The organism is Rhizobium sp. Root483D2 (genome assembly GCF_001426685.1).
GTDB lineage: Bacteria > Pseudomonadota > Alphaproteobacteria > Rhizobiales > Rhizobiaceae > Pararhizobium > Pararhizobium qamdonense.
In genome coordinates, this window is record NZ_LMFB01000009.1 from 399,872 (window position 1) to 421,979 (window position 22,108).

Genomic DNA, 22,108 nt, shown 5'->3' on the forward strand with positions numbered 1-22,108 from the left:
GTTCGGGGAACAACAATCAACTGGAGAAGAGACATGTCCAACATGGAAATCAATCGCCGCTCCCTTCTGAAGCGGTCCGCAGGCATGATGGCGCTCGCCATGGGCGGCGGCACGCACCTTCTGTCGTCTCGTGCGGCCTATGCCCAGGCGGCCGATCTTGCCAGCCAGAGCCTGCGCACCATCGGTCTTTCGGTGACCGTACAGGAGCGTATTCTGGAAGAGTTCAAGAAGGCGTCGGGCGTCGGCAGCACGTCCGGCACGGCCGCGACCTTCCCGGATGCGCAGACCAAGATCCTGTCCGGCTCGAAGGATTACGATTGCTGGGAAATCATCGCCGAGCGCCTGCCGTCGATCGTCATGACCGACAATGTCGAGGTCATCCCGGCCGCATCGTTGAAGAACTGGGCCAACATCCGCGAAGTCTTCACCAAGCCGAGCGACAAGTGGGATGCCAAGGCGCAGATCACCGGCCAGATCTGGGCAGACGAGGCGCAGACCACACTCAATATGGTGCCTGCGGTCTATAACTACGATTCCATCGGTTACAATCCCGACGTGGTCAGTGCCGAAGAAGCCAATACATGGGCTGCGATCTTCGATCCGAAGTGGAAGGGCAAATCCGGCCTCAATACCGATCCGCTGATCGCCTTCGGTCAGGCGATCATGGCCATGAACACGCTCGGTCTCTCCGACGTGAAAAACCCCGGAAACGCGACGGCGGCGGAAATCGACGAGGCTGCGGCCTTCCTGATTTCGAAGAAGAAGGAAGGCCAGTTCCGCGCTCTCTGGGGCGATTTCGGCGAGCTGGTCAACCTCATGGCATCGGGTGAAATGGTCGTCTGCGATGCCTGGCAGCCAGCTGTCATGGCCGTCAAGGCGCAGGGCAAGCCCTGCAAATACGCCGTGCCGAAGGAAGGCTATCGCGGCTGGGCGATCGGCCCGACGATGATCGCCGGTACGGCCAACCGCGAAGCCGTCATCGCCTATGCCGACTACTGGCTCTCCGGCGAACCGGGCATCGCCGTCTCCGAACAGGGCTATTACTCGCCATCGACCAACATCAAGGATGTTATGGCGCCGGAAAAATATGCCTTCTGGTATGAGGGCAAGCCTTGGGCCGGCGCCGAAGAGCGCGGCATCAAGGAAGGCGATCTGCGCGATGGCGGCTCGCTCGAAGAGCGCGCGGCCAATGTTGCCTACTGGCATCAGTGGCCGGATGAATACGACCATCTCATCCAGAAATGGGACGAATTCCTGAGCGCATAACCTCTACCTCCCCCTTGAGTGGGAGGTTGCGCGAACGCGCGGGTTGGGGTGATTTGTTGGTTTTTTCAACGGTCACCCCACCCGGCATTGCATCCAGCCCTTCCCGTAAAGGGAAGGGTCACAATCTGACGTATTCCTTATCCTGTCCGGAGCGACACTCATGATCTACGACCTGGAACTCATCAATGTCGGCAAGGTTTACGACAACGGGACACCGGCGGTCATCGATTTCAATCTGTCCGTCACCAAGGGCGAGTTCATCGCGTTTCTGGGACCATCCGGCTGCGGCAAGACGACGACGCTGAGGATGATCGCCGGATTTGAAGGCATTTCCTCCGGCGACATGATGATCAAGGGCGTGCGGATGAACGACGTGCCGCCGCAGGGGCGGCCAACCTCGATGATTTTCCAGAGCTATGCTTTGTTTCCGCATATGACGGTGCGCCGCAATGTCGGCTATGGCCTTGAGGTCAAGGGCATGGCGAAAAGCGAGCGCGACGCCAAGGTTGACCGGATCCTCGCCACGCTCGGACTGGAGGATATTGCCGAGCGCAAGCCGGACAAGCTGTCCGGCGGCCAGCGCCAGCGCATCGCGCTTGCACGCGGCCTCGTGGTCGAACCGGATATTCTTCTTCTCGACGAGCCGCTGGGCGCGCTTGACGCCAATCTGCGCAAGGCGATCCAGAACGAGCTGAAACTGCTGCAAAAGACTTTGGGCATCACCTTCATCTTCGTCACCCACGCCCAGTCGGAAGCGCTGGCATTGTCCGACCGTATCGTCGTCATGAACCAAGGCCGCATCGAACAGATCAGCCCGCCGCATCAGCTCTATACCCGCCCGAACACGCCGTTCGTCGCGCAGTTCATCGGCCGCAACACGATCTTCCAGGGTGAAGTGCAGGGTGCAGAGGGCGACAATATCACCGTGTCCACGCCTGTGGGCATGTTGTCTGGGCGTGCCAATGGCGCCGTGCCCGGCAAGACGAAGGTCAATCTGGTCATCCCCGCAGAGGCCATGGAAGTGCATGCGGCAGATGCCGGCCTGCGCGAGCGTCTCGTCGGTAATATCGGCGGCAATGTCGTCGATGCACGGATCGAGCGGTTCGATGTCGTCGGTCACATCTCGCATCTGACAGCCAGCCTGCCGGATGGCCGCGCGGTCTCGCTCGAGGCGCATATCGATAAATATCAGCCGGAGGCCTTTCCGGTCGGGTCCGGCGTTCTTCTGTCATGGAACCCGGCGCAAGCGACCGTCATCCCCGTTCACTGAGACGACTTTTCAAACAAGAAACCACAAGGAGACATACCATGGCGAAGGAAATCTTTTGCAGCTTCGGCGTCGACGTCGATGCCGTTGCAGGCTGGCTCGGCTCTTACGGTGGCGAGGATTCGCCTGATGATATTTCGCGCGGTCTTTTTGCCGGCGAAGTTGGCAGCCCGCGTCTCCTGAAGTTGTTCGACCGCTTCGGCATCAAGACGACATGGTTCATTCCCGGCCACTCGATCGAGACATTTCCCGAGCAGATGCAGGCTGTGGCCGATGCGGGCCACGAGATCGGCATTCACGGCTATACGCATGAAAACCCGATCGCGATGACGCGCGAGCAGGAAACCGAGATCCTCGACAAGTGCATCGATCTCGTCACCAAGCTCTCCGGCAAGCGGCCCACGGGCTATGTTGCGCCATGGTGGGAATTTTCCAACGTCACAAATGAATTGCTGCTCGAGCGTGGCATCAAGTACGACCATTCGCTGATGCACAACGATTTCACGCCCTACTACGTGCGGGTCGGCGACAGCTGGACCAAGATCGACTATTCCAAGAAGCCGTCCGATTGGATGGTGCCCTTGAAGCGTGGCCAGGAAACCGACCTCATCGAAATTCCGGCCTCCTGGTATCTCGACGATTTGCCGCCGATGATGTTCATCAAGAAAGCCCCGAACAGCCACGGTTTTGTTAATCCGCATGATATCGAACAGATGTGGCGCGACCAGTTCGACTGGGTTTACCGCGAAATGGATTACGCTGTTTTCCCGATCACCATCCACCCGGACGTGGCCGGCCGGCCGCAGGTGCTGATGATGCTGGAACGGCTGTTTGCTCATATGAGCAAGCATCCGGGCGTGAAGTTCGTCACCATGAACGAAATCGCCGATGATTTCGCCAAGCGCTTTCCACGCAAGAAGTAGGGCGGTTTGAAATAAAAAACCCCCTCTGGCCTGTCGGCCATCTCCCCCACAAGGGGGGAGAAGACCCAGGACTAGCTCTCCGTCCTATAACGTGTTGGAACGCGTTGAGGGTGCGGCAGGTTAAGCCCCTCCCCCTGTGGTGAGGGGTTGGTGAGGGGTTTTTTCAACTACGATGTTTTAGTCGCTGGGGTTGTAGCAAAACCCAGGTTCGGAGAGAGATCATGTGCTCGCTTTGCGGGGTTCTCGGAGGCAATGAACACTGGGCCGATGCGGTGGCGCGGCCGGGTGTTTTCACGCGCAATGTCGAGAGGATAGACCGGCGGCGTGAGCGTGCCAACCGGGTTCGGGTGGCCAATCGCGTGCTTTCAGGTTTCGGCATGACGCTGTCGGACTGGCAGGGGGCATCCTTCGTGCTGTCGACACGCACCGGCAAGAGCGAGATCATCGAAGATCTCGGTCATCTCTGGCCGGCGGCCGAGCGGCTTTCGGGCCGGGATTGCGATCCGTTGAACATTCAGATCATCGAGCGGATGGAGGCGGCGCGCGATGGCGGATAGCCCGGCCTTTACCCCCGTCAACCTGCTCACCGGCTTCCTCGGGTCGGGCAAGACGACGCTCTTGAAGCGGCTTTTGACCGATCCCGCTTTGGCAGACACGGCCGTGCTCATCAACGAGTTCGGCGAAGTCGGCCTTGATCATTATCTGCTCGAGCGGATCGACGAGACGATGATCCTGCTGCAATCGGGATGCCTGTGCTGCACGGTTCGCGGCGAGCTGGCCGACGCGCTGCGCGATCTGCATTCCAAGCGCGAGCGCGGGCTGGTTCCAAATTTCAAACGCGTGGTGATCGAAAGCACCGGCCTTGCCGATCCCTTTCCGGTTTTATCGACACTCAAGGCAGACCCCGTGCTGCGGCATCATTTCAGGCCGGGAAATGTGATCGCGACCGTCGATGCGGTCAACGGCATGCGCCAGCTCGATACCTATATCGAATCGAACCGGCAGGTGGCGATCGCCGACCGGCTGGTGCTGACAAAGACGGATATTGCAGACGAAGCCGGGTTGGCGCTGCTTTTGGAACGCCTGCGCCGCATCAACCCCGATGCGGCTCTGCTATCGGCGGGCGATGAGGTGCTTGATATCGCCGGTCTGTTTGACGAGACACAGGCCACGCGCGGCAGTCTCGCCCAGTCGCCAAGCGGATTTTATTGCGAAACGCCGGCCAAGCTGGAAACGGCCGATGGCGGCGTCCATCAGGCGGCGGTCAGCTCCTTCGTCATGAGCGTCGACGGTGCCATCGACTGGACGGCCTTCGGCGTCTGGCTGACCATGCTGCTCAACCGGCACGGCGAACGGGTGCTGAGGGTCAAGGGAGTTCTCAATCTGGAAGGGGAGGCCCGCCCGGTAGCCATTCATGGCGTCCAGCATCTGGTGCACCCGCCCACCCATATGGAGGCTTGGCCGTCGGACGACCGGCGGTCGCATATCGTCTTTATTGTTGACGGACTCGATGCCAGTCTGCTGAAACGGTCTTTCGAGGCCTTTACCCTTGCAGGGCCGGTGCCGTCCATCACGGGCGGTGTGCGGGCCACACGACAGGACGTCCAGACCTCTTGATGAACAAGCATCAGCCAGCACCACAGACACCCGCCACGCCTGCACTCCATCTTCAAGGCCGTCCGAAACTGCGCGTGCTGGGTACCGCGATTTCCCTTTTGGAGGAATTGCGTCTGCGGGCCGAGCAGGATCTCGGCATTGACGTGACTTTCGACAATAACGACTTTCTCACGACGCAGCACAAGGCGGCACAGGAGCCGGGCAGCTACGACATCTACGATCAGTGCTTTCACAATCTCGATATCGTCTGGTACTGGCGCGCCGTACAGCCGATCAGCACGGAGCGGATCACGCTGTGGTCCGAGATCAACGATCTGACCAAGACCGGGCATATCGGACCGAACGCGCGGCTGGGGCAGGGCGATGTGCCGGCCAAGAAGCTGTTCGTTCAGCCCAATCTTGCGCTCGGCGATACGCCGTCGCATCGTATTTCGATGCTGCCGACTACGCATAATTTCGACAGTTTCGCCTATCGCACCGATGTCGTGAAACAGCCGGTGGAGATGAATTCCTGGGCATCGCTGCTGAACGAGAAATGGGCGGGCCGCGTTTCTCTGGTCGACGAGCCCGCCATCGGCATTTTCGATGCGGCGCTCGCAGCCCAGGCGGCCGGGCTGATGTCGTTCGACAATATCGGCAATATGAGCGTGGCGGAGATCGACCGGCTGATCGACCTGCTGGAAGCCCGCAAGAAGGATGGCTTCTTCCGGGGCTTCTGGCGGACGGCGGAAGATGCCGCGCGGCTGATGGTGACGGGCGAAACCGACGTGCAGAGCATGTGGTCGACCGGGATCAATATCCTCAATGGGCAGGGCATTCCCGTTGAGCAGGCCGTCCCCGTCGAAGGCTATCGCGCCTGGCATGGCGGCCTTTGCCTGTCGAGGGATTTAAGCGGACGCGCACTCGATGTGGCCTATGACTATCTCAATTGGTGGATTTCCGGCTGGCCCGGCTCGGTCGTCGCCCGTCAGGGCTATTATATCTCGACGCCGCAGCGTTCCCGGCAGTTCATGACGCCGGCAGAATGGGATTACTGGTACGAAGGTTTGCCCGCCAAGACCGATCTTCCGGGGCCGGATGGATCGGCGCGGATCAGCAAGGGCAGCGTCAGGGCCGGCGGATCCTATTGGCAGAGAGCCAATTGCATCGCCGTGTGGAACACGACGATGGATGAACACAATTATCTGGTTCGCCGCTGGATGCAGCTCGTCGGACGATAGAGAGGGAACGATGGCTAAGAGCAATCGTGGAAAAACCATCGCCCAGCTTTCCGTGCTGATCCAGAGTGGTGTGCTCGATCCTGTGGCACTCGCTGAGGAAACATTCGCGGCTATCCGGGCAAACGAGGATCAGTCGATCTTTGTCAGCCTTCTGGAAGAGCGCGCTCTGCAGGAAGCGTCGGCCTCATCGAAGCGGATCCGGGAGGGCCGGTCGCTTGGGTTGCTCGATGGCATTCCCGTTGCCTGGAAGGACCTTTTCGATATTGAGGGCATCGCAACGACAGCCGGATCGGCAATCTTGAAAACGGCCGAACCAGCCACCTGCGACGCAGATGTTGTGAAGGCTCTCACTGGCGCCGGCATGGTCAGCATCGGCCGGGTCAATATGAGCGAATTCGCCTTTTCCGGTCTGGGTATCAACCCGCATTACGGAACGCCTGAAAATCCGGCCTCAAAAGATGGCGCGCGGCTCCCCGGCGGGTCGTCGTCAGGCTCCGGCGTTGTGGTGGCCGCAGGGCTCGTGCCGATCTCGATCGGCAGCGACACCGGAGGATCAGTGCGCATTCCCGCCGCCTTCAACGGTATTGTGGGCTATAAGGCAACGCGCGGCCGCTATTCCATGCGCGGTGTTTATCCTCTGTCGAAAAGCCTCGATTCGCTCGGCCCGCTGTGCCGCACGGTGCAGGACGCCGTATGGATCGATGCGGCGATGCGCGGTCTGGGCGCGCCTGATATTCGCCGTGGCCCGATTGAGGGCCTGTCGCTGGTCGTCCCCGAAACCATCGTTTTCGACGGTGCGGAAAAGGGCGTCATCTTGGCCTTTGAAGCGGCTTTGAAGCGGCTCGAAAAATCCGGCGCGAAAATCCGTCGGCAGGCTTTTCCGGCCTATGCCGAGATATTCGAGCTGATGGCAAAAAATGGTCCGCTGGTGACTGCGGAAGCTTTTGCGATGCATCGGGAACGTCTGGCGGGACCGCAGGCCGAAGACATGGATCAGCGCGTGGTGGCTCGCGCGCGGCTGGGTGAAAAGATCACCGTGACCGGATACATCGAAACACTTGCCGCTCGCGAGCGGCTGAAGGCGGAATTTGCATCCAGTATCGGACCGGGTGAACTGGTCGTGTCTCCAACCTTGCCGCATGTTGCGCCCTTGACCGCACCGCTTCTGATCGATGACGAACTCTTCGTGAAAACCAACGCCCGGACGTTGCGCAACACGCTGATCGGCAATTTCCTCGATGGCTGCGGCGTCTCCATTCCCTGCGGCACCGGCGACGCCGGCATGCCCGTCGGCCTGCTGATATCCGGCCTGCCGGATGGTGACGAGCATCTGCTGTCAGTCGCTCTCGCCGCAGACGAGATCATACGGTAGCTGCAAAGCGCGAACTGCACCTCGATTAACTTCACTGAAATTTTCATTGTCGCGATACCGACATCTGTCCTCTGCAGAACGATGAAGGTTTCGGCATATTTATGACTTTTTTGGCAACTTATGATTGCTCTGGCTTAATATTTACTCAGCGGAAAAAATCGCCTCCGCTGAACGGGCTGCTTTAACGGCATACTGCAATCTGGCACGGCCTTTGCTTTTTAACATGTATGCAAGACTTACATACCGAGCCCCGTCAGATGAACATCGAGGAAACCATCGTTTCCGGAATTCTCTCTGCGCGCATACGTCCGGGCACACGTCTTAGCGAGAACCAGTTGGCAGGTTTGTTCGGTGTTTCGCGCACTTTGGTGCGCGAAGCGATGATGCGGCTTGAGACGCGCGGCATCGTGCATGTCAGCCCGAAGCGCGGGTGGTTTGTCGTCGAGCCATCAGCGGAAGACGCGATGATGGTCTATGAGGCGCGGCGCATCATTGAATCCGGATTGCTGCGCGGCATGCGGCCGCTGACCGAAACCGGGCGCAGCATTCTGGTTGCACATCTGCAGGAGGAAAAGGCTGCGATGGCTGCGGGCAACCGCCAGCGCCTGACCTGTCTCATGGGCGACTTTCACATCCGCATCGCCGAGCTTTGCGGCAATACCGTGCTCATCGAGATACTGCGCGATCTGACGGCGCGGACCATTCTCATTTCGATGCTCTACCAATCGGATTTTCATGCGGCACAGTCCCATCACGGCCATTGCCGCATCTTCGACGCGATGGCCGCAGGCGATTTTGTGAAAGCTGCGGAATTGTCGGTCGAGCATCTCGACGATGTTGAAACAGGGCTGGACCTGACGATGCGTCCCGACGCGCTTTCCGAGCTGCGCCTGTCCCTGGACCTTCCACCCAAGACTGCACCTTTGGCATTGCATTTGCCTTTGGTGAAACGATCCACAACCTCAAAGGAGTTTTGAACACATGCTTACAAGACGCGTATTTTTTGCCATTGCGACACTCGCAGCCACTGTCGGCTTTGCATCAGTCTCGCATGCCGATGCGCTCGCCGATATTGCCGCCCGTGGGACGCTCCGCGTCGCTGTCCCCCAGGATTTTCCGCCCTTTGGCAGCGTTGGCACCGATATGTCGCCGCAAGGATACGATATTGATGTGGCAAACCTGATCGCCGAAAAGCTCGGCGTGAAAACCGAGCTTGTCCCCGTCACCAGCGCCAACCGCATTCCCTATCTGCAAACCAACAAGGTCGATCTGGTAATCTCCAGCCTTGGCAAGAATGCCGAGCGTCAAGCTGTGATCGACTTTACAACCGCCTATGCCCCGTTCTTCAACGGCGTCTTTGCCCCGGCAGACGTCGCCGTGACGAAGGTGGAGGATCTCGCGGGCAAGACGGTCGGCGTGACACGGGGTGCCGTCGAAGATCTTGAACTGACAAAGATCGCGCCTGTAGGCACCGACATCAAGCGTTACGAAGACAATAACGGCACGATCTCCGCCTTCCTGTCCGGACAGGTCAATACGATCGCGACCGGCAATGTCGTGGCGGCCGCCATTCTTGCGCGCAATCCGCCCAAGCGCCCGGAAATGAAATTCTTGATCAAGAATTCGCCTTGCTATATCGGCCTCAACAAGGGGGAAGCGGCGCTCTTAGAAAAGGTCAATGCGATCATCGCCGCCGCCAAGGCTGACGGTTCGCTGGATGCCATCTCGCAAAAATGGCTGCAAACCGGCCTTCCCGCCGACCTCTGATCCCATTCAATCATTGTTCGTCACCCCGCAAGCCATTGGCGGGGTGACAGTCCCGCCGTCGATAAAGAGAGGGCAACGATTTGAGTTACGATTTCAAATTTGACTGGCTGCTTCAGTATTATCCGCACATAATCAAGGGCATCCTGATCACCCTTGAACTGATCGCTGTCGGTGCAGTCCTTGGTATTATACTCGGCATTGCCTGCGCCTGGGCGCGTGCGCTCGGACCGGCTTGGCTGAAACCCGTCGTGACCGCTTATGTGGAGATGATCCGCAACACGCCGTTCCTCATCCAGCTGTTCTTCATCTTTTTCGGCCTGCCATCGCTTGGGCTGCAATTGAGCGAATTGCAGGCAGCCAATATCGCCATGGTCGTCAATCTCGGCGCCTATAGCTGCGAGATCATCCGGGCCGGCATTCAGGCGACGCCGAAAGGCCAGTTCGAGGCCGGCGCCAGCCTTGCCATGACCCCGTTCGAAACCTTCCGTCATGTCGTGCTTGTGCCTTCGCTGCAGAGAATCTGGCCGGCACTGTCCTCGCAGGTTGTCATCGTCATGCTCGGCTCGGCCGTTGTCTCGCAGATCGCTGCGGAAGACCTGACCTTCGCCGCCAACTTCATCCAGTCCCGCACTTTTCGCGCGTTTGAGGCCTACATGGTCTCGACTGCCATCTATCTCTGCCTCGCTATTTTGCTGCGGCAGGTGCTTGCCATCATCGGTGGCCTGATCTTTCCCCGGAGGCTGGCGCGATGATCGAATTCACCACATGGGATATTCTGCGCAATCTTCTGCTCGCCACGCGCTGGACTATCGTGCTGTCCCTCGTTTCCTTTGTGGGTGGCGGCGCGGTGGGTCTTGTGATCCTCTTCATGCGCATCAGCCACCGCCGCTGGCTGCGAGCCGCCGGCAGATATTATATCGAGCTGTTTCAAGGCACACCGCTGTTGATGCAGCTCTTCATCGCGTTCTTCGGCCTTGGGCTTTTTGGCATTGACGTGCCCGCCTGGCTCGCCGCCGGCCTGGCGCTCATCCTGTGGACGGCGTCTTTCATTGCGGAAATCTGGCGCGGCTGCGTCGAGGCGATTGCCAAAGGCCAGTGGGAAGCGTCCTCCAGTCTCGGCATGGGGCGGCTTCAGCAGATGCGGTACATTATTTTGCCGCAGGCCATGCGGATCGCCGTGCCACCGACGGTCGGGTTTTCGGTGCAGGTGGTCAAGGGAACGTCGCTGACCTCCATCATCGGCTTCGTCGAACTGTCGAAGGCCGGCACGGTGGTCACCAATGCCACGTTCCAGCCCTTCATCGTCTACGGCCTCGTCGCCCTCATTTATTTCTGCCTGTGCTGGCCTCTGTCCAAGAGCAGCCAGATCCTGGAAAGGAAGCTCAATTTCGCTCATCGAAATCACTGAAGTCCGCAAGAGCTTTGGTTCCAACGAGGTCCTGAAAGGCATCAATCTCGATGTGGAACCAGGCGAAGTCATCGCCATCATCGGCAAGAGCGGATCGGGAAAATCCACCCTGCTTCGCTGCATCAATGGGCTGGAGACCATTTCCGGCGGCTCCATCTCTGTCGCTGGCGCGCAACTCCTTAATGATGAGGTGCATCTAAAGGCGCTGCGATTGAAGGTCGGCATGATCTTCCAGCAGTTCAATCTTTTCCCGCACCTGACAGCCGGCGGCAATGTCATGATCTCGCAAAAAGTCGTCCGCAAGACGCCGAATGCGCAAGCCGAAGTGGTGGCGCGCAAGATGCTCGACCGCGTCGGCCTAGGCCACAAGTTCGATGCCTATCCGGACGAGCTTTCGGGTGGCCAGCAGCAGCGCGTGGCGATCGCCCGGGCGCTTGCCATGCAGCCGATTGCGCTTTTATGCGACGAGATCACGTCGGCGCTCGACCCGGAACTCGTTGCTGAAGTTCTCGCCGTCGTGCGGGAACTCGCCTCGGAAGGCATGACGCTTTTGATGGTGACGCACGAGATGAAGTTTGCCCGCGATGTCTGCTCGCGCGTCGTGTTCATGCATCAGGGCAGGGTGCATGAGATCGGGCCGCCGGAAGAGGTTTTCGCCAATCCGAAAACCCCGGAATTGACCCAGTTTCTCGGCATGCTTTAAGCGCGGCGGCTACAGGTAATAGTTTGCGATCCTGCGGCCATCGACGACGCTGACCCTGAAGGCCGTGCCGTACAGATCCTCCAGCAGCGGCGCAGAGATAATGTGTTCCGGCGTGCCCTGCTGGAAGATGCGGCCATTGCGCATCGCCACGATCCTGTCGGCATGGCAGGAGGCGAAATTGATGTCGTGAAGGACGACGACGACGGTCTTGTTCAATTCGCCGGCGGCGCGGCGGATCATCCGCATCATCGAGACGGCATGGCGGATATCGAGATTGTTGAGCGGCTCGTCCAAGAGCACGTAATCTGTATCCTGACACAGCACCATGGCGACGAAGGCGCGCTGGCGCTGGCCGCCGGAAAGTTCGTCGAGAAAGCGGTCGCGCAGCGCAGTCAGGTCCATGTAATCGAGCGCCTGTTCGATATGCCTGGCGTCCTCGCCCGTCAGACGGCCGCGCGAATGCGGGTAGCGGCCAAAGGCGACGAGGTCGCCGACGGTCAGACGCGCCGTCATGGTGTTATCCTGGCGCAGGATCGACAGGCGTTTTGCCAGCACGTCCCCCGGTGTTTTCGTAACATCCAGCCCATCGATCGTGACCGTGCCGGCATCCAGGCCAATCAAACGGCTGATCATCGACAGCAGCGTCGATTTGCCCGCGCCGTTCGGGCCGATGATGGCGGTGACGCCGCCAGCGGGAAGCTCCAGATCGACGCCATCGACGACGACGGTCTCGTCATAACGCTTGGTTGCGCCGTGCACACGGATCATCGGGTTTTTCCCCTTACGAGCAGGATCAGGAAGACAAGACCACCGGCAAATTCGATGACAATGCCGACGGCCGTATCGAATGCGAAGAGCCGTTCCAGAACGAGTTGGCCGCCGACAAGGCTGATGATGGCGGCAAGGATCGCTGCCGGCAGCGTGAAACGGTGCAGGCTGAGCGGCATCATCTGATGGGCAAGGCTTGCCACCAGCAGGCCGAAGAAGGTGACAGGTCCGACGAGCGCCGTCGAGACCGAGACGAAGATGGCGATCAGCACGAGGATCTGTGTCGTGACGCGGCGATGATCGACCCCAAGCGTGATCGCGTTCTCGCGGCCAAGCGACAGGATGTCGTATGTGTGAAACAGCCGCCATGCTCCCAGGCTTGCCGCACTGATCAGGACAGCGGATAAGGCCAGAAGGCCAGTATCGAAACTATTGAAGCTGGCAAACAGGCGATCCTGCAGCACGATGAAATCATTGGGATCGATGACGCGCTGGAGAAAGCTGGAGATGCTGCGGAACAGGATGCCGAAGATGATGCCAACCAGCATCAGCACATGCAGGCTGCGCACCGCGCCCGAGAACAGCCAGCGGTACAACAGGCAGGAGAACAGCACCATGGCGCCGCATTCGGCAACGAAAAGCAAGCGCGGATCGAGCGCACTTGTTGCCTGAGCGCCCAGAAAGAAGACCAGGATCGTCTGGATCAGCGCATAGAGCGCATCGAAGCCCATGATCGAGGGCGTCAGGATCCGATTGTTGGTGATGGTCTGGAACAGGATGGTCGAGACGGCGATGGCATAGGCGACGAGCAGCATGCCCAAAAGCTTGGCACCGCGAAACGGAAGAATGAACGACCAGCTTCCCTTCGCATCCAGCGTCATGAAGGCGCAGCAGACGGCCAGCGCCAGAATGCCAAGCACGATCAGGGTGCGCCGGGAGCTGCTAAGGAGAACGGCTCTAGGCTGCACGCGAGCGCCTCCGAAGCACGAGATAAAGGAAGAAGGCGCTTCCGAGCACGCCAAGCACATTGCCGACCGGGATTTCGAAGGGCGCGATGACCAGGCGGCCGACCATGTCGCAGGTAAGCACGAGCCCCGCTCCACAGATCGCGACCCAAGGCAGCGAGCGCCGCAGCCTGTCCCCCATCACCATGGCGACGACATTGGGGACGATGAGGCCGAGGAACGGCACCATGCCGACGGTCACCACCACGGCGGCCGTGACCATCGAGACGATGACGAGACCGAATGCGACGACGCGGCCGTAGTTGACGCCGAGATTGGTGGCGAAAGCCTCGCCCATGCCGATGACGGTGAAACGGTCGGCTGCGGCATAGGCGAGCGCCGTTAACCCCAGTGTGAGCCACAGAAGCTCGTAGCGCCCGCGCAGAACGGCGGAAAAGTCGCCGGTTGTCCAGGCGCCCAGCGACTGCATCATGTCGTAGCGATAGGCAAAGAAGGTCGTGATGGCATTGATGATGCCGCCGAGCATGATACCGACAAGCGGCACCATCAGCGGTGTGCGCAGTGGAATGCGGCTGAGGATCAACAGAAACAGGCTGGTACCGGCCAGTGCGAAGAGTGTCGCAACCAGCATCTTCACGGAAACCGGCAATTCCGGCGCCAAAAGCAGCACGAAGAGGATACCGAGACCGGCGGATTCCACCGTGCCGGCGGTCGACGGTTCGACAAAGCGGTTGCGCGCCAGCATCTGCATGATCGTGCCGCACACGGCCATGCCGGCGCCGGCAAAGATCAGCGCCAGCGTGCGCGGGATGCGGACCTCGACAAGCACCAGCCGCGCAGTCGCATTCTCTCCGGATAGGAGGCCGGACAGCGAAATGTCGCTGACGCCGATAAGGACGCTCGCGACCGACAGCAGCAACAGGGCTGTAAAGGCAAAGAAATATTTCAAAACGCGCATGCACCAGTGATGTCGATGGGAGGCCGTAGCCGGCCCCCCGTCAGTTTTCAATCCTTGCTGAACGCTGTTGTCAACTGATCGACCGTGCGCTGCATGGCGGAGATGCCGCTGCCGACCAGATACCAGGCGCCGGAATCGACATAGACGAGATGACCGGCCTGCCATGCCTTGGTCTTGCGCACGATTTCGTTGTCGAGAAACTGCGCGGCGGCAACGCCTTCGTCGCCGATTGCGGCGTCGCGGTCGAGGACGATGAGCCAGTCCGGATTGGTCTCCAGGATATATTCGAACGAAACCGCCTGGCCGTGGCCGCCGGCCTGCGGGGTTTCCGCCGCCGGCGCGATGCCATAGACGCTGTGGATCATGCCGAAACGGGAGCCGGGACCAAAAGCGCTGATCTTTCCACCGGCCGTCAGGATGAACAGGCCCGTGCCCTTGCCGTTTGCAAGTGTCTTGAGACCGTCAACCGAACTATCAAGCTTGGCAAGGAGAGCATCAGCCTGCGGTTTCTTGTCAAACAGGCCACCAAGTGTCTCCACATTGGCCTTTGCTTCGGGGAAGAAGTTTTTCGCATCCACGGAAAGGTCGATGGTCGGTGCGATCTTGGCGAGTTCCGCATATTTGCCGGACGAGCGGCCAGCAACGATGATGAGGTCCGGTTCGGCGGCATTGACCGCCTCATAATCCGGTTCGAACAGCGTGCCGGCTTTCAGGTATTTGGCGTCATTAAAGCTCTTCAGATAGTCCGGTTTGGGGCCGCTGGGCACGCCGGCGACTTCGACGCCGAGCGCTGTGAGCGTGTCGAGCGAGGCTAGATCGAAGACGAGAATTTTTTCCGGCTTGGCGGGCAATGCCGTTTCGCCCTGTTTGTGCTTGATGACGATATCGGCCGCAACAGACGCGCTGCCGAAGGCGGCGGCCGCTGTGAAGGCAAGTGCTGCAAGCAGCGATGCGGGCTTGAAGAAACTCATGCGATAACTCCCTTGGCCTCGTCGAGACCGCCATTCCATGAAGAGAAGCGCGGGGAAACCCCGCGCTTGATGTTTAGAACTGCGTTTTCATGCTGATCCAGAGCCGGCGGCCCTCCATCACCGTATTGAAATCCGTCGCTTCCACCTTCTTGTCCAAGATGTTGTAAACGGCGGCATTCAGCGTCACCGTATCGTTGACTGCATATTGCAGGCCGAAATCGAGCGTCGCATAGGGGTCGTATTTGCGGCCCGGCTGACCGTTGATGGTCACAGCCTTGCCGTTGGTGCCGATGCGGGCACCGGCTGCAATCTCAGAACCGTGATAATTGGCGCTCGTCCAGGTCGTCAAGCCCTCGATGCCGGTCGTCCAGTCGGCGCGGATATTGGCCGTATGCTCCGGCGTGCGGGCGAGCGGAAAGCCTGAATAGAGGCCAGTCTTCTGCTCCGACTTGGTATAGGTGTAGCTTGCCCGCAGCGAAAGATCCGGCGTCGCATGCCAGGTGGCAGCCAGTTCGACGCCCTGCATCACGGCGTCATCCATATTGTAGTTGTACCAGAGGCGATAGTTCGGGTCCTCGTCCCAGCGGGCCGGGGTGCCATCGGCGTTCAGTACCATGGCATTGCCGATCTTGTCCTTGAAGTCGGTATAGAAATAAGTGCCGCTCAAAAGGACGTCGCCATTATCCCAGATGGCGCCAAGTTCGTAGCTGGTGCTGCTCTCGGCCTTGAGGTTCGGATCGCCGATGATGACGCCGCAGGTGCCGGCCGGGCCATAGGTGCAGCCGCCGCCGCCGGTGGTCATGGCATAGCCCGGCGCGATCTGGCGGATTTCCGGCGCACGGAAGCCTGTCGATACGCCACCCTTCACCGTCAGTTCGTTCGTCGCATTCCAAACGCCGTAGAGACGCGGGCTGAAATGGGAGCCGTACTGTTCGTGGTGATCCATGCGCAGGCCGCCGGTCAGTGCAAAGTCATCGACCATGCGCCATTCGTCTTCCGCAAAAAGCGCCCATTGCGTTGCGGAAAACGTCTCTGTTTGACCTGAGCGGCGGCCGGGGTTCTGGTCGTTCAACCGCGCTTCGAAATACTGGCCACCGGTGACCAGCGTGTGTTCACCCAGCAGATCGAAGGGCGTGGTGAACTTTCCGTCGATGACGGTGTTGCGGATTTCCGGTCTGCGAGGATCGAGATCGTAGCGTCCGGAAACCGGGTTATAAGTATAAGCGTCGCGTTGGCCCCATTCCTGTTGAATGGAAAAATCGGAGGTGGTCGGCCCCCAACGGCCGGTATGGGACAGCGACCAGCGGTCGCGTGAATTGACCCGGTAGGCTTCGTTATCTCCAACATCCAGCGTGTTGCCGATCGTTTCGTTGCGGCGTATGCGCTGGCGTCCGCCTTCCAGGGCGATGTCGTGATCTTCGTTCGGCGTCCAGGTCAGGCGGCCTGAAAGGTCGAAATCCTTGGCGCCGAGAACGCCGCCGAGCAGTTCGTCTTCGCCCCGGCGATATCCGCTTCCCCAAAGCTGAAGGCCGAGCGTATCCTGAATAAGCGGACCGTTCGCATACCAGGAGACCTTGCCGCTATCGCCAAAGCGGGAATGTTGCTGGAGCGTGCCTTCCGTGGTGACGGAGCCCGACCAGGCGGTGCCGATCTTGCGGGTGATGATGTTGATGACGCCGCCCATGGCATCGGAGCCATAGAGCGAGGACATCGGCCCCCTCACGACCTCGATGCGCTCGATCGCCGAAAGCGGCGGAATGAAGCTCTGCTCATAACCGGCGCTGCCGTTCGGGCGCGCATCGCGGGTGCCCTGGCGTTTGCCGTCCACCAGAATCAGCGTGTAGGTGCCCGGCAAGCCACGAATGAAGATGTCTCTTTCGTTGGCGGTGCCGGTCACCGACACGCCCTGAACCTCGCGCAGCGCGTCGGTCAAGTCGCGGAAAGAGCCCTTTTCCAGCTCTTCACGCGTGACGACGGTAATGCTTGCGGGCGCTTCCTTGACGCTCTGCTCGAAACCGCTGGCGGTGACGACGATCTGCTCCAGAGCGGTGGCTTCTTCCTGAGCCTGTGCGAATGCGCAAGCCGGTGCCATCAACGCCGTGGCTGTCATCAGGATGGCACAATGCTGCCGGGTTCGTCCGCCTTGATGCGGATTGTCTTTTGTCGTTGTCACGTCCGTCATGGATGCCCCCTGCATTAACATCTGTGTTATTCCTCGTGGTCTTAACTTGAGGAAACCGTTCCACTTATGTAGTCGGTATACGGGCGGTCAATGACGATGATTTCGAATGGTTCTAAATTCGAATTATCGCAACTTGCAGAGGCTGGACGGCGTGAAATCGGATGGTGACATGGCAGAAGCGAACGGCGAAGACGGTGCAGGAAAACTGGACCGTCCAAACCAGTTGCGCCTGCTCGTGGTCTTCGATGCGCTGTTGCGGGAAGGGAGCGTTGGGAAGGCCGCCGCCGGTCTTGGTCTGCAAAGTTCGGCGGTCAGCCGCATGCTGGGGCAATTGCGCGACATGTATGGTGACCCGCTTTTTGTGCGCACGGCAAAGGGCCTGGTGCCGACGCCGCTCGCCGAGGGGCTGCGGCTGCGCCTGCGGGCGCTGGCTGCCGAAACCGAGCAGCTGATCCTTGCGCCGCTTGCCATGCCGGTTTCGGGCGCGCCAGCGGTTGCCGACGGCTGGACACGATCGCCGCTGATCGCCGCGCCGCCGCTTGCCGTGCGCCGAAGCGCACTTTTGCAAGGCGAGCCTCCACCGGAAGCATTCGCCCGCAAGCTCGCCCGCATCGGCCATAATGCAGAGCCGCAAAAACGGCTTGCGAAATACATCGCCACCGCCGGAAACGGCATCGGCCGAAGCCGTCCGCTGACGATAGAAGAGGCCGAAGACGCACTGGCGATCGTGCTTGCGGGCGAGGCCGATCCGGTGCAGGCCGGCGCGCTTCTGGCCATCTTGCAATACCGGGGTGCGAGCGCTGCGGAGATGGCGGGCTTCGTGAAAGCCTTGCGCCGCCATGTCGGTGCCTATGCGCCATCCGATGGCCTGGCCGATCTGGACTGGCCGGCCTATCTTTCGCCAAGGCTCCGAAGCCCGCCGTGGTTCCTGCATGCGGCAAGACTGGTCGCCCAGGCCGGATACAGGGTCATCCTGCACGGTCATTTTGGTCATGGACCCGATGCCGGCAAGCTCGAACTGGCAGCCGAAACCGCCAGCATTCCGGTTTGCGCATCTCTGAGTGAGGCAAAGCTGGCGCTTGCCAACCGTTCGATCGCCTATCTGCCAATCGGCGCAGCCTCGCCCCAGATCCAGAGCCTGTTCGGGCTGTATTCCATTCTGGAAATGCGCCTGCCGGTCAATGCGGTCGTGCGGCTGTTGAACCCGCTGGGCGCGCCGGCAAGCCTGCTCGGCGTCACGCTGTCCTCGCAGCGCGATATCATGCGCGATACGGCGATGCTGCTCGGCGTCCACGATATGTCGATCCTCGGCGGCAATCGCGATTTCGCGGAGGCCACGCCGTTTCGCGCAACGGAACTTTATAGACTGGTGGGCGGCGAGCCATTCGATACGCGCATTGCCGCGCGCCGGAATATCGCGGCGGTGACCCCGCCCGTTGCCTATACCAGCCGTGAATATTGGAATGCGGTGTGGACCGGTGCTGCGCGCGATGATGCAGCTGTGGCGGTCATTGTGGATACGGCTGCAGCCGCCTTGCTGACGATGCCAGCCTGCCCGCTGCAATCGTTCGACGCCGCGAGGGCGGCAGCCTCAACGCTGTGGAGCGAACGCGGGATGGCCAAAGCTTAGACCATTTTCCGTGCGTATTTCTCGCTGCTCTGCGCCAACTTAAAGACGCCGTGAGCGAGCCCAAACGATCAGAATCCACCAGACCGTGCGCTCATTTATGGACTGCCATATTGGGCTCATGCCTGGCGATATAGGCCAAGGCATCTGCGGCAGGCATGGCGCGGCCAAACAGATAGCCTTGTCCCTGCTGGCATCCCTGCGCCAGCAGCGCTGCGGCCTGTGAGGGCAGCTCGATGCCTTCGACGGTGACGTTCAGACCCAGTCCCTGGCTTAATCCCATCAGACCGCGGATCAGCGCGGAGGCTTCGGCATCCTCTTCCATCTTGTCGATAAAGCTCCGGTCGATCTTGATCCGGTCGACCTTGAAATTGCGCAGATGGTAGAGGTTGGAATAGCCGGTGCCGAAATCATCCAGTGCAACGCGCACGCCCGCTTCGCGCAGGGCGCCGACCACCTGTTGGGCGCCTTCGAGGTCCTGCACCAGCGCCGATTCCGTAATCTCGATTTCAAGCCTGTATGGGGGCAATCCGGCTTCTCCGAGAATGGAGAGAATGCGCAAGCCCAGGGTCCGGTCTTTCAGTTGAGATGCCGAAATATTGAATGCCAAGGTCATATCGTTTGGCCATTGGCATGCCGCCTGCGCGGCCTGGCGCAGCAGATGGTCGGTCAGTTCGCTCATCAGACCGCAGCTTTCGGCGATGGGGATGAAGCGATCCGGCGGCACGTTGCCGAGTTCCGGGTGCTTCCAGCGGGCAAGAGCCTCGAACCCGGCAATATCGGCGGTTTGAAGATTCATCAACGGCTGGTAATGCGGCTGTATCGTCCCCTGTTTCAAGGCGGTGCGGAATTCACGTTCGATCAGGTCGCGTTCGCGAACATGCGCATCCATGCCGGCTTCGAAAACGCAAAGCGCCGAACCGGGTTCGGCTTTGGCGCGGTAAAGGGCAATATCCGCCTTGCGCATGATTTCGGGCGCGTCGCCGCCGTTTTGGGCCAGCAGCGTGATGCCAATGGCGACACCGATCTGATGCTGGATGGAACCGACGGTGATTGGTTGGTCCAGCTCATGGATGACCCGCAGCGCAAGGGCCTTGGCGTCGTCTTCACCAGTTCCCAGATGCGCCAGGATCGCGAATTCGTCGCCGCCAAACCGCGCCACCAGATCCTGTTGCCGGATCGCATGCTGCAGGCGTTTTGCGACATGAATGAGCACATCGTCACCCGCGCCATGCCCGTAGACATCGTTGACGCGCTTGAAATCGTTCAAATCCAAAAGCAGGACCGCGTGAAGCTCGTTCGCTCTGGAGCGTTTGGACAGGATGGCCTTGAGAGCTTCATCGAACTGGCGGCGGTTGGGCAATCCCGTCAGAGCATCCTGATGGGCAAGCCTGTGGGCGTGCGATTCCGCTTCGATCCGGCGCGCCACTTCGCGGCGCTGAAGAAAAACCACCCTCCAGCAGAGCAAAAGCAGGCCGCCCAACATGATCTGCGCAAGGATCAGCGCCTCGCCGAGATCGATGGCATGCTCGTGCACAGATTTGTCGGGGGCGTCCGAAAATATGTTATACTCATAAGCAGCGAAGATGGCGGCACCCAGCAGGAATGCAGCCAAAATAACCTCTTCCAGCATGGGCCAACGGCGCCTTGCTGCGGTGATGCGCGGTATTGCTGAGGAAATCTCCATGGTTCAACCTGCCTGGTTTGCCGGAATTCTAGAACGGTAGACATTGCAAAACAGAAATCCAAAGACTCTCTCTCGCGTGTTTGGCAGGCCCTCCCCGATATCAAACAGGAATTTTGCGGACTGACATTAATGTATAATGTGCTAAAACACAATCGGACGTAGACTGGAATCCAGATCATCGCGCCGGACGGGGAGGCACGGTGCAAATTTCGGTGTGGACTTGCGCTGGCGCGAAACCAGCTCGGCGGCCGCAGCGCGCCGGTTCATGCATCTGGCTTGCAACCTACATGCCGTGACCGAGAGTGGCCTTGCCGGAATTGGTTGCAGATGTGTATAGCGCAAGCCCGCCGATTGGGAATCAACGGAGTTCTATAGCAAGACCATGAGTAGTTCTGACAAAGCCGGTGCTTTGAACATCGACGCGATCGATTTGCCGAAATGGTTTATTGACGACGCAAAGGCGGTGTACCGGCATGACAATTTTCAGGCTGCGCTGCGGCTCTTCGCGCAGTTGTCGATCGAGATTTTTCACCGCAATTTCATGCTTGTCAGGGTTGTCAGCGAGGAAACCCGCTACATGATCGGCGCAGCACTGCTGGCCCTGTGTCTGAACAGGGATGCCTCCGATCCGAGCTCGGGCGCCACGCTGTCGAAATTGCGGCTGTTTTCGGCACAGAATAATCTCTCCGGCCCGAACCGGGTCTCCGCTCTCGTGGCCCTCATGGTGCATTCCGGCTATCTCCGCCAAGACAGTGTCAGCTTTGACCGGCGGGTGAAACGGCTGGAATTGACGGAGCGGGGACTGTCCCTTGCCCACTCCTTCACGGTCGCAATGCTGCGGCCACTGCAGCTCTTGTCCGAGAAACACAAGTACGAAGATGTGCTGCATTCAAACCCGCGTTTTATCGGAAATTTCTACGCAGAAATCCTGCGGCTTTACGCTGAAGGTGGGCGGTTTGCCCCGAAAATTCCGGTTTACAGCCTTTTTGTTGATCAGAATGGCGGACGGGAAATCCTGTTCATCTTGTGGCTTGCGCTGATAGACGCGGAGGCAGCAGGGCAGCGAACGGTCTCGTGCTCCTATGGCGAAATCGCCCGCTCGCTCGGCGTTTCCCGCGGGCATGTGAGGCGGCTGATCGAAAGCAGCGAAAAAAACGGCCTCCTGATCATTCAGGCGGCCGGTGGACGGTCCGTCGAGTTGCTGCCGAAATTTGTCGACCTGGTGGAAACCATGGCGGCGCTCGAATTCGCGCTTGTTTTGCGCGCTGCCGATGCAGCTGCGGCCGCTGTTCCCGCTGATGAACCGCCGGGTCCAATAGCACCGTAAATGTTCTGTTATTAATTCCAAACGCCTGGTTTTTCCGGGCGGTTTTTCAAGTGGTCAAAGGCCCGTGTGATCGCACTATA

20 protein-coding genes are annotated in these 22,108 nt (G+C 59.8%); 14 read left to right on the plus strand and 6 right to left on the minus strand.

What is annotated here, in order from left to right; all coding sequences use genetic code 11:
• The first annotated feature begins 33 nt into the window (after positions 1-33).
• The 12 genes from ASD32_RS08435 to ASD32_RS08490 all read left to right on the plus strand — a co-directional run bounded on the left by ASD32_RS08435 (position 34) and on the right by ASD32_RS08490 (position 11,543).
• Positions 34-1,266 (plus strand): extracellular solute-binding protein, encoded by a 1,233-nt coding sequence (locus ASD32_RS08435; protein ID WP_060637548.1) that lies wholly within the window; start codon positions 34-36, stop codon positions 1,264-1,266.
• A gap of 160 nt (positions 1,267-1,426) precedes the next feature.
• Positions 1,427-2,536 (plus strand): ABC transporter ATP-binding protein, encoded by a 1,110-nt coding sequence (locus tag ASD32_RS08440; RefSeq protein ID WP_060637549.1) that lies wholly within the window; start codon positions 1,427-1,429, stop codon positions 2,534-2,536.
• Between the two features lie 38 nt (positions 2,537-2,574).
• The gene (locus ASD32_RS08445; RefSeq protein ID WP_060637550.1) at positions 2,575-3,456 is read left to right on the plus strand and encodes a polysaccharide deacetylase; all 882 of its coding nucleotides are present in this window, start codon (positions 2,575-2,577) and stop codon (positions 3,454-3,456) included.
• A gap of 221 nt (positions 3,457-3,677) precedes the next feature.
• Positions 3,678-4,013, plus strand: a complete 336-nt coding sequence (locus tag ASD32_RS08450; protein ID WP_060637551.1) for a hypothetical protein — start codon at positions 3,678-3,680, stop codon at positions 4,011-4,013.
• A complete protein-coding gene (locus ASD32_RS08455) occupies positions 4,003-5,073 on the plus strand; it encodes a GTP-binding protein (protein ID WP_060637552.1) in 1,071 nt (356 codons plus the stop codon). Before ASD32_RS08450 ends, ASD32_RS08455 begins: the two co-directional genes overlap by 11 nt.
• Positions 5,073-6,293 carry an extracellular solute-binding protein gene (locus tag ASD32_RS08460; RefSeq protein WP_060637553.1) on the plus strand — a complete coding sequence of 407 codons (1,221 nt, stop codon included), beginning with the start codon at positions 5,073-5,075 and terminating at the stop codon, positions 6,291-6,293. Before ASD32_RS08455 ends, ASD32_RS08460 begins: the two co-directional genes overlap by 1 nt.
• Before the next feature lie 10 nt (positions 6,294-6,303).
• Positions 6,304-7,665 carry an amidase gene (locus ASD32_RS08465; protein WP_060637554.1) on the plus strand — a complete coding sequence of 454 codons (1,362 nt, stop codon included), beginning with the start codon at positions 6,304-6,306 and terminating at the stop codon, positions 7,663-7,665.
• Positions 7,666-7,892: 227 nt separating this feature from the next.
• Positions 7,893-8,642 carry a GntR family transcriptional regulator gene (locus ASD32_RS08470; RefSeq protein ID WP_060637555.1) on the plus strand — a complete coding sequence of 250 codons (750 nt, stop codon included), beginning with the start codon at positions 7,893-7,895 and terminating at the stop codon, positions 8,640-8,642.
• A gap of 4 nt (positions 8,643-8,646) precedes the next feature.
• Positions 8,647-9,432 carry a transporter substrate-binding domain-containing protein gene (locus tag ASD32_RS08475; protein ID WP_060637556.1) on the plus strand — a complete coding sequence of 262 codons (786 nt, stop codon included), beginning with the start codon at positions 8,647-8,649 and terminating at the stop codon, positions 9,430-9,432.
• A gap of 80 nt (positions 9,433-9,512) precedes the next feature.
• Entirely contained in the window at positions 9,513-10,184 is a 672-nt protein-coding gene (locus ASD32_RS08480; RefSeq protein WP_060637557.1) for an amino acid ABC transporter permease, read from the plus strand.
• Positions 10,181-10,840 carry an amino acid ABC transporter permease gene (locus ASD32_RS08485; RefSeq protein WP_060637558.1) on the plus strand — a complete coding sequence of 220 codons (660 nt, stop codon included), beginning with the start codon at positions 10,181-10,183 and terminating at the stop codon, positions 10,838-10,840. Before ASD32_RS08480 ends, ASD32_RS08485 begins: the two co-directional genes overlap by 4 nt.
• Positions 10,818-11,543 (plus strand): amino acid ABC transporter ATP-binding protein, encoded by a 726-nt coding sequence (locus ASD32_RS08490; protein WP_060637654.1) that lies wholly within the window; start codon positions 10,818-10,820, stop codon positions 11,541-11,543. The genes ASD32_RS08485 and ASD32_RS08490 overlap by 23 nt, the downstream gene beginning before the upstream one ends.
• Positions 11,544-11,552: 9 nt before the next feature.
• Here the strand turns inward: ASD32_RS08490 and ASD32_RS08495 are convergent, their stop codons facing one another.
• The 5 genes from ASD32_RS08495 to ASD32_RS08515 form a co-directional block, all read right to left on the minus strand.
• A complete protein-coding gene (locus ASD32_RS08495; RefSeq protein WP_060637559.1) occupies positions 11,553-12,311 on the minus strand; it encodes an ABC transporter ATP-binding protein in 759 nt (252 codons plus the stop codon).
• Positions 12,308-13,237, minus strand: coding sequence for an iron chelate uptake ABC transporter family permease subunit (locus ASD32_RS08500; RefSeq protein ID WP_060637655.1), 930 nt, complete (start codon positions 13,235-13,237; stop codon positions 12,308-12,310). The genes ASD32_RS08495 and ASD32_RS08500 overlap by 4 nt, the downstream gene beginning before the upstream one ends.
• Before the next feature lie 31 nt (positions 13,238-13,268).
• Positions 13,269-14,234 carry an ABC transporter permease gene (locus tag ASD32_RS08505; protein ID WP_060637560.1) on the minus strand — a complete coding sequence of 322 codons (966 nt, stop codon included), beginning with the start codon at positions 14,232-14,234 and terminating at the stop codon, positions 13,269-13,271.
• Between the two features lie 47 nt (positions 14,235-14,281).
• Positions 14,282-15,205 carry a siderophore ABC transporter substrate-binding protein gene (locus tag ASD32_RS08510; protein WP_060637561.1) on the minus strand — a complete coding sequence of 308 codons (924 nt, stop codon included), beginning with the start codon at positions 15,203-15,205 and terminating at the stop codon, positions 14,282-14,284.
• A 73-nt stretch (positions 15,206-15,278) separates the two neighbouring features.
• Positions 15,279-17,297, minus strand: a complete 2,019-nt coding sequence (locus ASD32_RS08515; protein ID WP_244490141.1) for a TonB-dependent receptor — start codon at positions 17,295-17,297, stop codon at positions 15,279-15,281.
• Positions 17,298-17,556: 259 nt separating this feature from the next.
• Between ASD32_RS08515 and ASD32_RS08520 the strand changes: the two genes are divergently transcribed.
• Positions 17,557-19,017 (plus strand): glycosyl transferase family protein, encoded by a 1,461-nt coding sequence (locus tag ASD32_RS08520; protein ID WP_060637657.1) that lies wholly within the window; start codon positions 17,557-17,559, stop codon positions 19,015-19,017.
• Positions 19,018-19,108: 91 nt separating this feature from the next.
• Here the strand turns inward: ASD32_RS08520 and ASD32_RS08525 are convergent, their stop codons facing one another.
• The gene (locus tag ASD32_RS08525; protein WP_060637562.1) at positions 19,109-20,647 is read right to left on the minus strand and encodes an EAL domain-containing protein; all 1,539 of its coding nucleotides are present in this window, start codon (positions 20,645-20,647) and stop codon (positions 19,109-19,111) included.
• A gap of 436 nt (positions 20,648-21,083) precedes the next feature.
• Between ASD32_RS08525 and ASD32_RS08530 the strand changes: the two genes are divergently transcribed.
• Positions 21,084-22,028, plus strand: a complete 945-nt coding sequence (locus tag ASD32_RS08530; RefSeq protein ID WP_156383100.1) for a hypothetical protein — start codon at positions 21,084-21,086, stop codon at positions 22,026-22,028.
• Positions 22,029-22,108 lie beyond the last annotated feature (80 nt).

What these genes read in the sequence shown, in the direction of transcription:
- ASD32_RS08445 (WP_060637550.1), top strand. Translation starts at nt 2,575, where the DNA reads ATGGCGAAGGAAATCTTTTGCAGCTTCGGCGTCGACGTCGATGCCGTT.
- ASD32_RS08515 (WP_244490141.1), bottom strand. Translation starts at nt 17,297, where the DNA reads ATGGCACCGGCTTGCGCATTCGCACAGGCTCAGGAAGAAGCCACCGCT.
- ASD32_RS08460 (WP_060637553.1), top strand. Translation starts at nt 5,073, where the DNA reads ATGAACAAGCATCAGCCAGCACCACAGACACCCGCCACGCCTGCACTC.
- ASD32_RS08440 (WP_060637549.1), top strand. Translation starts at nt 1,427, where the DNA reads ATGATCTACGACCTGGAACTCATCAATGTCGGCAAGGTTTACGACAAC.
- ASD32_RS08435 (WP_060637548.1), top strand. Translation starts at nt 34, where the DNA reads ATGTCCAACATGGAAATCAATCGCCGCTCCCTTCTGAAGCGGTCCGCA.
- ASD32_RS08470 (WP_060637555.1), top strand. Translation starts at nt 7,893, where the DNA reads ATGCAAGACTTACATACCGAGCCCCGTCAGATGAACATCGAGGAAACC.
- ASD32_RS08505 (WP_060637560.1), bottom strand. Translation starts at nt 14,234, where the DNA reads ATGCGCGTTTTGAAATATTTCTTTGCCTTTACAGCCCTGTTGCTGCTG.
- ASD32_RS08450 (WP_060637551.1), top strand. Translation starts at nt 3,678, where the DNA reads ATGTGCTCGCTTTGCGGGGTTCTCGGAGGCAATGAACACTGGGCCGAT.
- ASD32_RS08465 (WP_060637554.1), top strand. Translation starts at nt 6,304, where the DNA reads ATGGCTAAGAGCAATCGTGGAAAAACCATCGCCCAGCTTTCCGTGCTG.
- ASD32_RS08520 (WP_060637657.1), top strand. Translation starts at nt 17,557, where the DNA reads ATGGCAGAAGCGAACGGCGAAGACGGTGCAGGAAAACTGGACCGTCCA.
- ASD32_RS08485 (WP_060637558.1), top strand. Translation starts at nt 10,181, where the DNA reads ATGATCGAATTCACCACATGGGATATTCTGCGCAATCTTCTGCTCGCC.
- ASD32_RS08475 (WP_060637556.1), top strand. Translation starts at nt 8,647, where the DNA reads ATGCTTACAAGACGCGTATTTTTTGCCATTGCGACACTCGCAGCCACT.
- ASD32_RS08530 (WP_156383100.1), top strand. Translation starts at nt 21,084, where the DNA reads ATGAGTAGTTCTGACAAAGCCGGTGCTTTGAACATCGACGCGATCGAT.
- ASD32_RS08510 (WP_060637561.1), bottom strand. Translation starts at nt 15,205, where the DNA reads ATGAGTTTCTTCAAGCCCGCATCGCTGCTTGCAGCACTTGCCTTCACA.
- ASD32_RS08495 (WP_060637559.1), bottom strand. Translation starts at nt 12,311, where the DNA reads ATGATCCGTGTGCACGGCGCAACCAAGCGTTATGACGAGACCGTCGTC.
- ASD32_RS08455 (WP_060637552.1), top strand. Translation starts at nt 4,003, where the DNA reads ATGGCGGATAGCCCGGCCTTTACCCCCGTCAACCTGCTCACCGGCTTC.
- ASD32_RS08525 (WP_060637562.1), bottom strand. Translation starts at nt 20,647, where the DNA reads ATGCTGGAAGAGGTTATTTTGGCTGCATTCCTGCTGGGTGCCGCCATC.